Annotated in this window: 13 protein-coding genes; 8 read left to right on the top strand and 5 right to left on the bottom strand. The window is 36.5% G+C overall.

What is annotated here, in order from left to right:
* Positions 1 to 15: 15 nt before the first annotated feature.
* Positions 16 to 2013, top strand: coding sequence for a methyl-accepting chemotaxis protein (locus tag CORI_RS04340; RefSeq protein ID WP_173030958.1), 1998 nt, complete (start codon positions 16 to 18; stop codon positions 2011 to 2013).
* Between the two features lie 105 nt (positions 2014 to 2118).
* Here CORI_RS04340 and CORI_RS04335 read toward each other — a convergent pair whose 3' ends face one another.
* The 3 genes from CORI_RS04335 to CORI_RS04325 are packed head-to-tail and all read right to left on the bottom strand — an operon-like array spanning position 2119 to position 6600.
* Positions 2119 to 3468, bottom strand: a complete 1350-nt coding sequence (locus CORI_RS04335; protein WP_173030957.1) for a TolC family protein — start codon at positions 3466 to 3468, stop codon at positions 2119 to 2121.
* A 1-nt stretch (position 3469) separates the two neighbouring features.
* Positions 3470 to 5401, bottom strand: a complete 1932-nt coding sequence (locus CORI_RS04330) for a MacB family efflux pump subunit (protein WP_173030956.1) — start codon at positions 5399 to 5401, stop codon at positions 3470 to 3472.
* Positions 5402 to 5403: 2 nt separating this feature from the next.
* On the bottom strand, positions 5404 to 6600 hold the full coding sequence (locus tag CORI_RS04325; protein ID WP_173030955.1) for an efflux RND transporter periplasmic adaptor subunit: 1197 nt from the start codon (positions 6598 to 6600) through the stop codon (positions 5404 to 5406).
* 183 nt (positions 6601 to 6783) lie between these two features.
* Between CORI_RS04325 and CORI_RS04320 the strand changes: the two genes are divergently transcribed.
* From CORI_RS04320 to CORI_RS04310, 3 genes are all read left to right on the top strand, one after another.
* Positions 6784 to 7698: an AEC family transporter gene (locus tag CORI_RS04320; RefSeq protein ID WP_254064959.1), complete on the top strand. Its 915-nt coding sequence runs from the start codon at positions 6784 to 6786 to the stop codon at positions 7696 to 7698.
* A 69-nt stretch (positions 7699 to 7767) separates the two neighbouring features.
* On the top strand, positions 7768 to 8703 hold the full coding sequence (locus tag CORI_RS04315) for a hypothetical protein (RefSeq protein ID WP_173030953.1): 936 nt from the start codon (positions 7768 to 7770) through the stop codon (positions 8701 to 8703).
* A gap of 126 nt (positions 8704 to 8829) precedes the next feature.
* On the top strand, positions 8830 to 9339 hold the full coding sequence (locus CORI_RS04310) for a hypothetical protein (protein WP_169941448.1): 510 nt from the start codon (positions 8830 to 8832) through the stop codon (positions 9337 to 9339).
* Between the two features lie 27 nt (positions 9340 to 9366).
* Here the strand turns inward: CORI_RS04310 and CORI_RS04305 are convergent, their stop codons facing one another.
* Together CORI_RS04305 and rsmH are read right to left on the bottom strand one after the other, a co-directional pair.
* Positions 9367 to 9651, bottom strand: coding sequence for a hypothetical protein (locus CORI_RS04305; protein WP_169941446.1), 285 nt, complete (start codon positions 9649 to 9651; stop codon positions 9367 to 9369).
* Complete coding sequence (gene rsmH / locus CORI_RS04300; protein ID WP_173030952.1) at positions 9641 to 10573, bottom strand: 16S rRNA (cytosine(1402)-N(4))-methyltransferase RsmH; 933 nt, start codon at positions 10571 to 10573, stop codon at positions 9641 to 9643. Before rsmH ends, CORI_RS04305 begins: the two co-directional genes overlap by 11 nt.
* A gap of 62 nt (positions 10574 to 10635) precedes the next feature.
* Here rsmH and CORI_RS04295 point away from each other — a divergent pair, with 62 nt between their 5' ends.
* From CORI_RS04295 to ftsZ, 4 genes are all read left to right on the top strand, one after another.
* Positions 10636 to 11223 (top strand): class II aldolase and adducin N-terminal domain-containing protein, encoded by a 588-nt coding sequence (locus CORI_RS04295; protein WP_169941442.1) that lies wholly within the window; start codon positions 10636 to 10638, stop codon positions 11221 to 11223.
* 123 nt (positions 11224 to 11346) lie between these two features.
* The gene (locus CORI_RS04290; RefSeq protein WP_173030951.1) at positions 11347 to 12810 is read left to right on the top strand and encodes a peptidylprolyl isomerase; all 1464 of its coding nucleotides are present in this window, start codon (positions 11347 to 11349) and stop codon (positions 12808 to 12810) included.
* Between the two features lie 5 nt (positions 12811 to 12815).
* On the top strand, positions 12816 to 14237 hold the full coding sequence (gene ftsA / locus CORI_RS04285) for a cell division protein FtsA (RefSeq protein ID WP_173030950.1): 1422 nt from the start codon (positions 12816 to 12818) through the stop codon (positions 14235 to 14237).
* Between the two features lie 18 nt (positions 14238 to 14255).
* The gene (gene ftsZ / locus CORI_RS04280; RefSeq protein ID WP_169941436.1) at positions 14256 to 15398 is read left to right on the top strand and encodes a cell division protein FtsZ; all 1143 of its coding nucleotides are present in this window, start codon (positions 14256 to 14258) and stop codon (positions 15396 to 15398) included.
* Positions 15399 to 15504: the final 106 nt, after the last annotated feature.

The raw sequence follows: 15504 nt of genomic DNA, 5'->3' as shown, positions 1-15504 counted from the left end.
AAAAAGGAGTTTATGGTGTTGAGGAAAATTTCAAGCAAGATAGCTGTTTGTATATTTTTATTATTGTCGGTAGTGTTTTTTATAATGGCAATTATAAATTACAGTAAGACAAAAGACGTTCTTTTAGATGTTACGCACGGTTCTAAAGAGTCCACGGCTCTTGCGAGTAGTATATTTGTGGATGAATATATGAGCTCTAGGATAAAAGCTGTAGAGGATGCGGTAAGCTATCTTGAACACAACCATGAGCTACTTTTTGGAGATAGGTCAAATTTGATAAAAGACCTTGCTAATGTAACTACTTTTATGAACCTGGAGGAGTTTTTTATAGGCTTTGCAAATGACGGCGAAATGGCTACCATATCATTAACCGAAGACAGAAAGAAGCCTAAAGTAGCTGTTTTTAATATGCAAAACAAGCAATATGATGCGAGAACTCGCGGTTGGTATAAGACCGCCGTTGCAAAAGGAGGGCTTGCGTTTACCGCTCCTTATGTAACTAAATCAAAAGGCTTACTTGTAATGAGTGCTGTAAAGCCTGTTGTAGTAAATGGAAAAGTGGTTGCGGTACTTGGAATGGATATGCTTATAGATGAGCTTGCAAAATCACTCGGCGGGATAAAAGATAGTCCAAGCGGAGTTGTGTTTATCATAGACATGAGCGCAAAAACCATGGTTTATCATCCAGACAGAAAGCTTGTGATTGAAAAAGATGAAAATAGTGCAAAAGTGGTAGAAAATTTTATAAGCTACTACAATCAACATAACGGCAAAACATTTTCATATAACATAGACGGTGATGAAAAATTAGCCGCTTGCAGTATGTACGACACTCTAAATTGGTTGGTTTGCTCTACGAATTCGGTTTCTGATTATGATGATACATTGGGCGATATTTTATTTGAACAGACGATATTTTTTACCGTTTTTATAATAATCATTGTTACCGTCCTAATATTCATCGTCTCTTGTTTCCTCAAACCCCTCAACCTAATTTCAACAGGATTAATATCCTTCTTTAAATTCCTAAACCATGAGATAAAAGAGCCTGCTAAATTAAACGTAAAAACCAAAGACGAATTTGGACAAATGGCATCTTTAATAAATGACAACATAAGCAAGATAGAATCAGCCAAAATCTCTGAAAACGACTTTATAAAAGAAGCAAATACATTCGTAGACAGTATCAAATCCGGAGACTTTACGGCAACTCTTAATGCACAAACGTCAAACCCTGCATTAAATCAGTTAAAACATACATTTAAAGAGCTTCAAGAGGCTTTAAAAGATAATATTGCCAAAAACGGCATAGAACTTATAAATCTTCTTGATAAATTTAAAAATCAAGACTTTACGGCTAGACTTGATGATAACGGTAAGATGGCAGAAGGAGTAAACGGACTAGGTGAAGAGATATCAAACATGCTTCGTGCAAATTTGTCTCAGGCTGAAAATTTAAGACAAAAAGCACAAGCTCTATCTGAATACATGAACGAACTAACAAGCGGAGCTAATAGGCAAGCAAATTCACTTCAAGAAAGTGCAGCCGCAGTAGAGCAGATGAGCTCGTCAATGTCTGCCATATCTCAAAAGACTCAAGATGTAATAAGACAAAGCGAAGAGATAAAAAACATAATAGTAATAATAAGAGATATAGCAGATCAAACAAACTTACTAGCATTAAATGCTGCTATAGAAGCGGCACGTGCCGGAGAGCATGGACGTGGCTTTGCGGTAGTTGCCGATGAAGTAAGAAAACTAGCCGAAAGAACTCAAAAATCATTAGGTGAGATAGAAGCTAATACAAATGTACTCGCTCAAAGCATAAACGAGATGAGTGAATCTATAAAAGAACAAGCTGACGGAATAAACATGATAAATCAATCGGTTGCCAATATAGATGATCTAACCAGACAAAATGTAATAGTAGCCAATAAGACAAACGAGGTAACAGCTGAAGTTGATAGTATGGCTAAAGATATAGCAGATGATGTGAAGAGGAAGAGGTTTTAGTTAATGATCGTTTTTGGGCCTGTAAGCTCTAGACGTTTTGGCACTTCCCTTGGGGTTGATCTGTCTCCTAAAGGGAAGTGTTGTAATTTCGTGGGATTAAATTTACTATTGTAGCTTAACCCTGCCCGCCATCGCCTTGTATATATTTATCTCGTCTTGTAAAATTTTATATCGCTGCAAGATGAGGTTAGAGCGTGCATCAAGTTCGTTGTTTCTAGCTTGCAGGTAGTCTTTCAGCTCGCCCTTACCTGCATCAAATTTAAGCTTATAAATTTCGCTTATCTCTTTAAAATTTACGCTTTGCTTTTCATAATTTAGCAAAAGAGCGCTATCGTTTTTTAAATTTTTATAAGTCGTATCAAGCTCATTAAGTGCTTTTATCAAAGTTTCAAAGTAGCCTATCTTGGCTAGTTCAAAATTCGCTTCTGAAATTTTTAAATTATTCTCAAGGCGAGAGTAGTTTAAAAACGGCAAATTAAGGCTTAAATTTCCACCAAAAAATTTAAGCGAAAACGCTTCGTTTACCTGATCACCGCTTCCGCTTAGGCTTGCTCCTATATTTACACTTGGATAAAAGCTCTTTTGACTCACCTTGACATCTAGTAAATTCTCCTCTATGCGAGCAATAGCTGCTTTTAAATCGGGGCGATTTGCTATAGCGTAAAGCGGCACGTCCAGATTCACTCCTAGAAATTTTATATGATCAAATGAAAACGAAGCGAATTTAAACTCAAATTCAGGTCCTTCGGCAAGCAGGATTCTTAAAGTCTGCTTGGCTAAATTTAGATTTTTTTGCGCAGTTAAAATCCTATTTTGAGCGTTTAAAAGCGAACTTTGAATCTGCTTTAAAGATAGCTCTTCGCCTTTTCCAAGCTCAAATTTAGCCTTTGTTATCGCTTCAAGCTCAATATAATTTTTAAACGCCGCTTTATAAAGCTCAAGACTTTCATTTAGATAAGCTATCTCAAAATAGCTATCCACGACGCTATTTATGAGCGCAAGCTTAGTAGCCTCGGCATCAAATTTAGTGGCATTAAGCTCCCAAAAAGCAGCGTCACGAGAATTTGCAAGCTTTTGCCATAAATCTATTTCATAATTTAGCGAAATACCGCTTTTATAACTCTTGCCTAAACTTCCACCTTCTAAATTTTTGCTTATATCGGACGTGAAATTTGCATTAAAATTCGGGATTAAATTTGCGCTTACGACCCCTGCTTGAGCCAAGGCTTTATTTATATTTATCGCAGCTTTTAGCAAATTTGTATTGTTTTTTAAGGCAAGCCTTACAAGCTCGTTTAGCTCAGCTCTTTCATATCCCTTCCACCACTCTTGCTCAAACTCAAAATTGCGGCTTAAATTTTCATCCAAGATAAGCTTGTTATAATCCTCATTTATGCTTTTTACCGCACATCCGCTTAAAAAAACTGCAAAAATAAATACTAAAAATTTTTTCATCTTATTCCCTTGAAAGAGCTTCGATAGGATTTAGCTTTGAAGCGCTTCTTGCAGGCATATAGCCAAATACTATACCGATAAAACTTGAGGTAAGAAGTGCTACGATAATCGAAGAGTTTGAAAATATCATCATAAATTCGTCCGCAAATTTATTAAACGCATAGCCTATCCCAAAAGCAAGCATTACGCCTATTATCCCGCCAAGTACGCATAAAAGCACAGCTTCTATCAAAAACTGCTGCAAGATATTGCTTTGGCGTGCGCCTATAGCCATTCTTATACCTATCTCTTTTGTGCGTTCGGTGACTGAAACCAGCATTATGTTCATCACCCCTATACCTCCTACCACAAGCGAAATAAACGCAATACAAGAGATGAGAAGCGTCATTGTCTTAGTCGTGTTTTCTATAGTTTTTTTAATAGTGTCTGAATTGCGGGTAAAAAAGTCCTTTTTGCCGCGTTTTGCAGCCAATACTTCAATGAGGCTTTGCTCTGCGATTTGAGCGTTTACCTCATCTTTTACTTTGACGGTTATGGAATTTATAAAACGATCGCCCGTTATTTTATTTATAACAGTCGTATAAGGAGCATAAATTCTAAGCGTGCTTGAATCGCCTATGTTACTATTGTATTTCAAAACACCTATTATACGAAATGGGCGTTTGTTAAAAAATATCGTTTCGCCGATAGGATCGGTATCTTTAAAAAATTCGTTTTTAGTGTTTTGATCTATTGCCATAACAGAAGCCGAATCCCTAACTTCATCTTCATTAAACGACCTTCCGTTCTCAAATTTATGCCCAAGCACATCAAGACTCTGAGCGCCTCCTCCTCTCATGCTTGCAGAGGCCGATTTATTTCTATAAGTTAGTGTGCCGCTAGCAGTGGTATTTGGCGTAACACTATCAAGATAGTCTTGATGAGATAGCATCGCGGTGTCTGATATCGTGAGGGTCTTTTTCATGCCTCTAAGGTCGCTAAAACCTTTGCCCGGATAAATGTCTATAGTATTTGTGCCTATGCCTCTGATGTCAGATAGAATTTGCTGCTGCGAACCCTGCCCCAGCGCAACTACGCAGATAACCGAAGCTATGCCGATGATGATGCCGAGCATGGTTAAAAGCGAGCGAAGCTTATGGCTAAATATCGCGTTTATAGACATCTTAAAGCTCTCTATAAACTGATCTTTATAAAAGCTTATTATGTTTTTTTGTTTCGGTTTTGTAAATTTAGAAGGAAAAATCTCATCACTCTTTACGCTATCTTTTAAAATTTCGCCGTCTTTTATCTCTATGACGCGGTTTGCGTAAGCTGCGATATTTGGATCATGAGTTACGATGATGATAGTATGACCTTCTTTGTGCAAATTTGTTAAAATTTCCATCACCATTAGCCCGCTTGCACTATCAAGCGCGCCTGTAGGCTCATCGGCTAAGATAATCTCGCCTCCGTTTATAAGAGCTCTTGCGATACTTACGCGCTGCTGCTGTCCGCCGCTTAATTTATTAGGCAAAGACTCAAGCTTATCGCCAAGCCCTAGATCGCTTAAAATTTCAGTCGCTTTTTGTTCTCTTTGCTCTTTACTCACGCCTGCATAAACGCTTGGCAAAGATACGTTTGCCAGCGAAGTTAAAGTGCTTAAAAGATTATATCTTTGAAAAATAAAGCCGAATTTATTGCGCCTTAGTTTAGCTAAAGCGTCCGAGTTAAATTTTGATATATCCGCGCCATCTAGCAGATATTCTCCGCTTGTGGGATTATCAAGACAGCCAAGAATGTTCATAAGCGTTGATTTACCTGAGCCTGATTGCCCGATGATAGCTATAAATTCGCCCTTTTTTATGCTTAAATTTATATCTTTAAGAGCGTCAAAGCTGGTTTCTCCAAGTATAAATTTTTTGCTTAAATTTTTAAGCTCTATAAGCACGCTCAATTCTATCTGCCTCTCATTCGCCTATTTTCACGCTCTATCATCTGATCCAGCTCAGCTGCCGAGCTTCTTGAGGTGATGACTTTTTCACCTTCGCTAACGCCGTTTATGATCTGTGATTTAAGATTGTCCGTTAGCCCTACGACGACTTCTCTTTTTTCTACCGAATTATCGCCTTTTAGCACGCTTACGTAGTTTTTTCCGCCCTCTTTTTTTATGGCGATACTAGGTATTATGATCGCATCTTTTACGTTTTCCAGAGTGATTATGTTTTGAGTGGTCATTCCTATGCGTAAAATTTCATCTTTGTTGTCAATTACGGCATTTGCATAATAATAAATCGCCGAAGAGCTTGAGCTTGAATTAGCAGAAGTTGATGTCTGACTGTATTTGCCGTTACTTAGCGTGGTAAGTCCCGGATCAATAGAGCTAATTTGAGTTTGAAATTTCTTATTTGGCTCTGAAAGGATCGAATACTCGACCTTTGAACCTACCTTTATCTTAGTGATATCGCCTTCAGCTATCTCCATTTTTAGCTTTAGCTTCGTTAAGTCCGCTATATTTACGATAGTCGGAGTTGTCTGGTTTGAATTTACGGTTTGTCCTTCTTCAACCTGAACCGATACGATAGTACCCTCTTTGGGTGCAACTATTTTAGTGTATCCAAGATCGATTTGAGCGGTATTTAAAGAAATTTTAGTCTGAGTTATCTGAGCCTCTATCTCTTTTATGTTTGCTTTTGTAACAGCAAGAGAATTTTTGGCATTTTCAAATTCTTCTTTTGAAGTAGCGTTTTTACTAAAAAGCTCTTTTTCACGCTTAAATTTACTCTCGGCAATCTCAAGAGCTACTTTTGCACTATTTAATTTCGCCTCATAAATTCCAAGCTGAGCTTTTTTGGTATCTACATTATTTTGCTGGGTTGCGGAGTCGATTTCAGCTATCATATCGCCCGCTTTTACCCTATCACCAAGCTTTACATATAGCTTTTTTATCTGTCCTGAAACCTGCGCGCCTACATCAATAAGCTCGTTTGCATAAATTTCGCCGTTGCTATCAATGCTTTTAGCAAGATCTCCTCTAACCGCCACGGATGTTATAAACTCATCTTTTTTCTCTTCTTTGAAGTATTTTTCATATACAAAATATCCACAGGCGGCTATAATGGCGGTGATAACTACGAATTTTATAAAATTTTTCATGTATTTACTTTGGTTTTTAAATTTAAACCAAATATTATATTAAATTTTTGCGAATAATATGCTAAATCCATATCTTTAAACCAGGGCATAGTATTAGCTTTGGTTATTTTTTTGAGATAAATTTTATCTATCTTTAATAACCATTGGCATATAATTTCGGCTTTCATTTTAAAATTTTGGGTTTTGATTATGTTCACGCCGCTTTTGTCTATTTTTATTTTGATAGCCTCAGGATATTTTGCAAAAAAAGTTAAAATTTTCGAGCAAAAGCAAGCGAGTATTTTTATAGATTACGCACTATGTTTTGCTCTGCCAGCATTGATATTTGATAAAATTTATCACGTAAGTATAGATAAAACTCTCATAAACATAATCCTAACAGGCTTTTTATCCTCGTTTGTAGCCGCTTTTATCGTATTTTTTATCTGCAAGGTGTTTAAATTTAGCCAAGCCACCGCCATTAGCGCTTTATTGCTGGCGATGTTTGGCAACACCATCTTTATCGGTATGCCTATTATAACGGGCTTTTTTGGAGAAGATGCTCTGAATGAAGTTATATTTTACGATCAGTTCGCCACATCCATACCCATATCAATACTTGGTCCATTCATACTATCTTTTGGAGCTCCCGCAAAGGTCTCTTTAGTTCAAAACACGATAAAAGTGCTTAAATTTCCTCCATTTATCGCACTTATAGCAGGTCTTATACTAAGAGGTATCGAGCTTCCTTCAGTTATCTTTACCGCGCTTAATCTTTTTAGCCAAAGCGTAGTTCCGGTCGCCCTTTTTGCTATAGGTATCGGACTTGGTTTTAGAAGCATAAGAAGCTCATATAAAGCCACTTTAATCGTAATCGCAGGCAAAATGCTAATAGCTCCTCTTATATTTATCCTTATAGCTTTAATATTTAGCGTTGATTTTAGCCCTAAATGGCTCATAGGAATTCTTCAGTGTGCCATGCCGCCGATGGTTTTAGCAAGTGCGATGATAATGAAGGCAAATTTAGACAGTCAGCTTGCAGTTTCAGCCGTAGCTACAGGCGTTGCATTTAGCTTTATCGGTCTTCCTTTGGTATATTTTATCTGCGGATTTTTGTAAGAAATTTCATATAAATAATTCTTAAATTTTGCCGATTTATCATAAACGCCCAACAACATAAGGAATATTATGATAAGCAGCATAAATGGTTTTAGCGCGAATTTAAATTTCAGCCTTAAAGACAATCAACCAAAAGCCTTGCAAAAAGACGGCAATCCCGAGAATTTGAATAACGAAATAAATCATAATACAAATTTAAAGATCGATTACGACAAAGTAGATCCTGATAATCTTTCACCAAGCGAGCTTGAAAACTGGGCAAACGCAGTGGATCCTAAAAAGTTATCAAAAAAACATCTTAATAAATTACTAGCCGTAAAAATGGGCTTTACTAAACCGCAAAAAGAACTTAGTGTTTTTTACTCCAAAGAAGATATACAAAAATCTTTCGCCTTAAGCGGCTATACCACAGAAGGCAAGATAAGTATCTGGGGCAAATTAAGCGGATTTGATCAATCAATAAGCAAGGAAGAAGTTGAAAATTTAAAAAAATTCGTAAATAGTACCAAAGTGCTGGGCATAGATATGTTTGGCAACTACGGAAACGATGCAGTAAGCGTGGATGCGCTTAACAACAATATCATAGGCAAGGAAAGCAAAGGATTTTTTGGTTTAGGAATAGTTAAAAATTTAGGCGATCTTTTAGAAGATGAGTCCTTGCAGATTCTAGATTCTGATATGGATATAGAGGAATTTAAAAGCAGATGGCTTGATTATGCAATAAGAAAAAGGGCTGAAATTGAGATAAACGGCGGTATCAGCGAAATTAAAGATATGAGACCTGATAAAGAGAGGCTTTATCTAGCCAAAAAAGATGGCGACTTAAGAACTTACATAATGGAGACAAAAAAGCATAAATACACTCTCAATATAGCTATTTCAAGCAGTGATAGCTTGGAGAAAATTTCTAAAACGCTAGAGAGCATAAAAGAGCTTATACAAAAAGAAGAAAAGAGCGAATTTAAGCCAATCAAAGCTACAAGCAAAATCATAACTTATCATTAATGATATAAGCAAACAACTCTAAATCTTTCTAGCTCTTTCTAAATTTCTAAAATTTAAATAGTTTAGACAAATTTATCGCAAGAATTTGATATAATCAGGCTTACAATTTGAATAAAAAGTGAAAATATGAAAGAAAATCAATTAAAAAATATAATTTTGCAAAACATATTCGTAGTTTCAAAACAACCGGTGCTTTTTCGCGACCTGCTTGAGTCAAACTGCCTCTTTAACGAAGGTATGCTGATTGATCCGGCTAAGCTAAATTTTAAATTTCGCTACATAAAAACCTATATCGTATATGCTATTTTTTGTGCAATTGTATTGGGATTTTTGATTTTATTTACGCACCACCTCTTTACCAGACTTGATTTTCACCTATCCATAATCAGTGCCGTCGTAGTAACCGCAGCGGTTTTTATAGGTTTTGATATGTTTAAAATTTGGGCGAGAAAGGCCATAAGCAAAGAGCTTATAAAAAGAGCTTGGGCTATACATTTTCCGTATTTCTCGTATGAAAAATACTCCACAAAAGTCGAAATGATCTATAACGAAGCCATAAAAAACGAAATACCGAAAAAAGATCTTGAAAAGTATGTCCTAGAAAGATTGGTAGCGCAATCAAAAGACGAAATTTAAATTTTATAAACCTAAATTTGACTCGGTTTATTTAAGATGAAGCGGGTCTAAAATTTGATTTTTATATCTCATCTTCTCAAGCTTTAAGCTCAATTCTCTATTTTCCTCAAAAAGCACGTCTCTTTTACCGCTCAGATCGGCTATATCGCGGCTAAGATAATAAATTTGGTTAGTAATATAAATTTTAGGCAAAAACAGAGCAAGAGCAACCGCTATAGCAAGATACACGGTTAAAAGCGTTTTAAAGCTTAAATTCTCTTCGCCTTTTTGCTCTTCATCATGAAGGGCTAGCAGATCGTCTCTATCTTGCATTTTTACCTCTTGAAATTTTAAAAATTCTCATCTTTGCGCAACTGCTTCTTGGATTTTGTTTTGCCTCTTCTACGCTTGGCATTATAGCCTTTTTTGTGACGATTTCACCTATGGAGTGGTTATTTCCGCATGTGCAACGCATAGCTTCGTCTGGACAGATACAGCTTTTTGCCCATTTTTTAAATCTGTTTTTTACTATCCTATCCTCAAGCGAATGAAAGCTGATTATCGCCACTACACACTCATTAATAGATGAATTTTCAATAGCGTTAAGCAAATTTTCAAGCTCTGTAAGCTCTGAATTTACTTCGATTCTAATAGCCTGAAAAGCAAGTATCGCGGGACTAACGCTTCTATTTTTAAGGGATTTTGTACCGATTATCCTAGCCAGCTCGCTAGCACTTGAAATTTTTTGCTTATGTCTTGCGTTAGCTATACTGGCAGCTATTTGCTTTGCGTTAGTTAGCTCGCCATAGTCTTTAAAAATTTGAGCGAGTTTATGCTCGGGATAGAAATTAACAACTTCATAAGCGGTTAGCTCTCCGCTTGTGTCCATACGCATATCTAGATTATCACTCTTTAGTCCAAAACCTCGCTCGTTTTTATCGAGTTGAAGAGAAGAAACTCCGATATCGGCTAAAATTCCTCTAATTTCTCGAGTATTAACTTTGCTCAAAATTTCTGAAAATCTGCTCTTAAAGATACTAACGCGATCTTTAAATTTAGCAAGCTTGTTTGTTGAAAATTCTATGGCTTCATCATCTTGATCGCAAGCTATAAGTTTTACATTATCATTTTGTTCCAAAATAAGACTGGAGTGTCCCGCGTACCCAAGCGTACAATCAACCACAACGCCTTCTTTTATATCGCTAAAAGCTTGCAAAACTTCACTTGGTAGCACAGGAACATGCGGAGAATTCAAATTTTTCCTTGATGATTTAATTTGATGTATAATAACAAAAAAAGTTTATAAAAGGTTAAAGAATGGATTTGACATACGCCTCCGCAGAGCTTAGTAAAATTTCGTTATCGATGTTTAGAAAGAATTTTTTCGGCGTCTTTCACGGCTCTATTTCTGCTCGCATAGAACACAACCAATTTTTGATAAACAAAAAAAATGCAATATTTGATAATCTCAAAGAGGAAGATTTCATAATGCTAAATTCCAAAAAAGACTATCGATGGAACGATGCAAGCTTGGATTCTGACATCCACCTAAATATCTACAAAAACATAAATGAAGCCAAATACGTATGCTACGCCATGCCTCCTTACCTCACCGCATATACTCTAAATCATACTTTCATACACCCTAGGGATTATTTCGGATATGTCAAGCACCATGAACTTCCCATATACGACCCAAAGCAATTTGACGACTGGTACGAGCGAGCCGATACTGAAATTTATCGCTATATGATAGAGAACAAAACAAACATAATGATCATCAAGGGGTATGGCGCATACGTATATAACAGAACTCCTTATCAACTAGCAAAAGACGTCGCTATACTTGAAAATACTTGTAAATTATTACATATAGCTCACTCTTATGAGATATATCGTCACTAACAAAACCAAAAATGTTAGTAAAATTGCAAATTTTTCTACTTGAAAACGACGAATTTAAGGTTACATTCACATAAATTCGGTAAAATAATACATAAAATTTTTAGTTAGTTTAAAGGAAACTAAATGATAACTTGGATGCAAAAGCATAAAAAATACCTCGTCGTAACCATCTGGGTAAGCACTATAGCCTTTGTTGGAGCGGGCTTTGTAGGCTGGGGGGCTTACGACATGAATACTAATCGAGCCACTTCGATAGCAAAAGTCGGACACAGAAATATAAGCATTCAAGAATTTCAAAACAAATACAGCGAATTTTACTCATACTATAACCAATTATTTGACGGAAAGATGTCTGAAGAAAAGGCTAAAGAGTTAGGGCTTGAAAATTTAGCCATAGAAGCTTTAGTGCAAGAAAATTTACTGCTAAATTTCGCAGATGATTTGAGTTTAGGCGTAAATGATGATGATGTGGTTAAATACATCGTAGCGGATACTACATTTCATGTTGATGGAAAATTTGATAAAAATCTCTACAACGAAACTTTAAAAAGAGCTAGGATAAGCCCAGCTGATTATGAAAAAGGACTTAAAAAATCCATACTTCTTAATAAACTAAGACACGCTATAAACCTACCTACAAACCAAAACGATACAAATTTAATGGCTGCAAGCTTCTTGATGCAAGATAGAGTATCTATACAGATAGTTCAAGCTTTAGAAGATGAAATAAAAGTTGATGAAAATGAGCTAAAGAGCCTATGGGAAACTAATAAAAACAGCTACAAAACACTAACGGAATTTAAAATAAAAACAAAATTTATCGAGCCGGTAAATTTTGATGTAAATGAGACCGAGCTAATAGAGTTTTATACCGAAAATAAAAGCTCATATAAAGACCCGTGGGATAAGATACTAGATTTTAATGATACCAAAGAAGAAGTTTTGCTTGATTACAAACAAAAAAAGACAAAAGATGTAGCACTTAAAGAGTATTTAAAGATCAAAAAAGGCGAATTAAAGTTAGAAGACGGCTCGTCTGTAGTACTTGAAAACGATACAAGCCTTCCTGTAGATGAATTAAAAAACGCAAAAGCAGGAGAAGTGCTAAAGCCTGTTGAGCACGAAGATGGTTATTTAATTGTGCAATTAGAAGAAGTTATCCCTTCGCAAGTTATGACTTTTGAGCAGGCAAGAGAGCAAGTGTTTGAGCTTTATAAAACCGAAAAAGAGCAAAAAATAGTAGAGCAAAAAGCTAAAAAACTCCTTGAAACCGGCTTTGAAGGAAAAGATATAGGCTTTATCAGCAGAGATATAGTTAGTGCGATTGATGGCTTAAGCGATACTGAATTTAGCGTATTTGTTAGTAAAGTTTTTGATAGCAATAACAAAAAAGATTATGTTATGCTAAACAACAAAGCCGTTGTATACGAAATTTTGGAACAAAAGTTGCTTGATAGTGAAAAAGAAAATGAGTATAAAGATGTAATAACACAAAATGTTAGTTACCTCAAAAATAACGAGTTGATTCAAGATCTAACTAACGCATTGCAAAAGCGTTATAAAGTTGAACATTATTATAAAAGGTAGTGGTTTTGAGCACCAAAATTTTAGGTATTGATGTAGGCTCCGTTCAAATTTGCGCTGTTATAGCGCAACACGACGAGAGCGGACTAAAGATAATAGGCATAGGAACAGCAAAAACTCAAGGCATCAAAAAAGGTATCATAACAAACATAGAATTAGCCTCCAAATCGATAAAAAGCGCTCTTATAGACGCTCAAAGGATTGCAGGAACATACTACGAAAGAGTAGTGGTATCTATTTCCGGAGCATACACCAAAAGTGTAGATAGTAGCGGAGTAGTAAACATACCGGATCATGAAATCGGCATAAGAGAGATAAACCGCTCGATGTTTGAATCAGACCGCAGAGCGCAAATTCATAGCGACTACGAAAAGCTTCATATATTGCCTTACAACTTCAAAGTAGATGATCAAGAGCATATAGAAGATCCTCTCGGAATGAACGGAAGCAGACTTGAGGTTCAAACTCACATCATAACGGCTCAAAAATCATCACTTAGCAATCTTAGAAAAGCTCTAAATTTAGCAGGTGTTGAGCCTGACAACATAGTTCTTTCAAGCTACGCTTCGGCTATTGCTACATTAAATCAAGACGAAAAAGATTTAGGAGTCGTTCTTATAGATATGGGTGGTGCTACGTGCAATATGATAGTTCATTCTGGAAATTCTATAAAATATAATGAATTTTTAGGAGTTGGCTCTGCAAATATTACAAACGATCTTTCTGCGGCACTTCATACTCCGCTTTTAAAAGCCGAAGAGATAAAGTTAAACTACGGCTCACTTATCAATAGAGCCAATGAGCTAGTTGAAATTCCACCAATAAACGATGACGGTAAAGTTCAAGAAGTATCGCTTGACGTGATATCAAACGTGATCTATGCAAGAGCCGAAGAGACGCTTATGATACTTGCAAAAATGCTTGAAGATAGCGGATATAAAAGCTCGGTTGCAGCAGGCATAGTACTAACTGGAGGCATGACTAAGCTTGAAGGCATAAGAGACTTAGCCTCTGCGATATTTGACAATATGCCTGTTCGCATAGCAAAACCAAAAGAAACGGAAGGGCTTTACGAGATCATGAGAGATCCTGCCAACTCTTGTGCCATAGGACTTTGCATGTATGGGGCGGGATATTTTACTCCATATGAGATAGATTCCGAAAAGAAAATGCGTTATAAAGATGAAAGCATAACGAGAAATAAAAAATTAAGAAACATAGTAGAAGACGGAAAATCAAAAGATACAAAAACACAAGAAGAAAACGGTGAGAAGATATTTCAAGGAAGCGTTTTAGATGATGAATTTGACTTTAACGATTTGAAATTTGACAATCCAAAAGAAGAGTTGGCCAATATCGCAGACATCAGCAACGAGAAAAAAGAAAGCTGGTTATCTCGCACTTGGCATAAGATGACACAACTATTTTAATTTAGAAGAGAGGATAAGATGGGTGGCTTTACGGTAGAAGAGAAGAGAAATACTTACGGTGCTAAAATAAAAGTCGTAGGTGTTGGCGGCGGCGGCGGTAATATGATAAATCATATGATAAGAGAAAACGGTGGTGATGTAGATATAGATCTAATTGTAGCAAATACAGATGTAAAGGCTCTTGAAAATTCTCTAGCCTATACCAAGTTACAGCTTGGCGAGAAAAAAACAAAAGGTCTAGGCGCAGGTATGATGCCTGAGATAGGACGAGAGGCTGCTCAAGAGAGCTACGAGGAGATAAGAAGCGCACTTGAATACTCAGATATAGTATTTATAGCATCCGGTCTTGGTGGTGGCACTGGCACTGGTGCAGCTCCCGTGATAGCTCAAGTAGCAAAAGAGGTAGGAGCTTTAACAATAGCCGTCGTAACCACTCCTTTTTCCTTTGAAGGCAAAAAACGCAAAAAACTAGCCGATATGGGGCTTGAAGAGCTAAGAAAAGAGAGTGACTCCATAGTCGTTATCCCAAACGATAAGCTTCTAACTCTTATTGATAAAAAAGCAGGTATGAAAGATAGTTTTAAAATAGTTGATAATGTATTAACCCGCGCTGTTAGCGGTATGAGCACTATCGTTCTTGACTCGGGCAAAAGCGATATAAATCTTGATTTTGCAGACGTTAAAAAAATAATGGAACATAGAGGTATGGCGCTAATGGGAGTTGGTGAAGCGGACGGCGAAGAAGCTGCACAAGAAGCTATCAAAAACGCTATACAATCGCCTCTTCTTGATGATGTTACTATAAACGGCGCTATGGGAGCCCTGGTTCACTTTAGAACTCACCCTGATTGTCCGTTTAGCGATATAAACGAAGCTATGGAGCTTATCACGGAAGCTGTTGATGAAGATGCTGATGTAATCTTCGGGACTACAACAGATGAAAATATGGAAAACAATAAAGTTCAAGTAACGATAGTTGCAACAGGTTTTAGAAACAAAAACGAGAAAAAGCCTGCTCCTGCAACTACAATACAAAACGGCTCAAACAACCCGTTCTTAAGCCAAAGACTAGAAAGACTTAAAGTAAGCGGTGGATATGATAGCGAAGAGGCTCAAGCCATACTTGAACTACCGACATACATCAGACACCAAATGGACTAAAAATCCTCAACCCTAGATCCGCATATCACCCAATGCGGATCTTTATATTTCCAAATTAAAAACTGAAATATATATTTGATCACATTTAAAAAATAAAGAAGTAGTA

Source organism: Campylobacter sp. CCUG 57310, from assembly GCF_013201975.1.
GTDB lineage: Bacteria > Campylobacterota > Campylobacteria > Campylobacterales > Campylobacteraceae > Campylobacter_A > Campylobacter_A canis.
This window is presented reverse-complemented; position numbering and strand designations above follow the sequence as displayed.

Excerpts from the sequence above, each read along its gene's own strand:
- CORI_RS04335 (WP_173030957.1), bottom strand. The coding sequence starts at position 3,468 with ATGAAAAAATTTTTAGTATTTATTTTTGCAGTTTTTTTAAGCGGATGT.
- CORI_RS04325 (WP_173030955.1), bottom strand. The coding sequence starts at position 6,600 with ATGAAAAATTTTATAAAATTCGTAGTTATCACCGCCATTATAGCCGCC.
- CORI_RS04315 (WP_173030953.1), top strand. The coding sequence starts at position 7,768 with ATGATAAGCAGCATAAATGGTTTTAGCGCGAATTTAAATTTCAGCCTT.
- CORI_RS04310 (WP_169941448.1), top strand. The coding sequence starts at position 8,830 with ATGAAAGAAAATCAATTAAAAAATATAATTTTGCAAAACATATTCGTA.
- CORI_RS04305 (WP_169941446.1), bottom strand. The coding sequence starts at position 9,651 with ATGCAAGATAGAGACGATCTGCTAGCCCTTCATGATGAAGAGCAAAAA.
- CORI_RS04295 (WP_169941442.1), top strand. The coding sequence starts at position 10,636 with ATGGATTTGACATACGCCTCCGCAGAGCTTAGTAAAATTTCGTTATCG.
- CORI_RS04290 (WP_173030951.1), top strand. The coding sequence starts at position 11,347 with ATGATAACTTGGATGCAAAAGCATAAAAAATACCTCGTCGTAACCATC.
- ftsZ (WP_169941436.1), top strand. The coding sequence starts at position 14,256 with ATGGGTGGCTTTACGGTAGAAGAGAAGAGAAATACTTACGGTGCTAAA.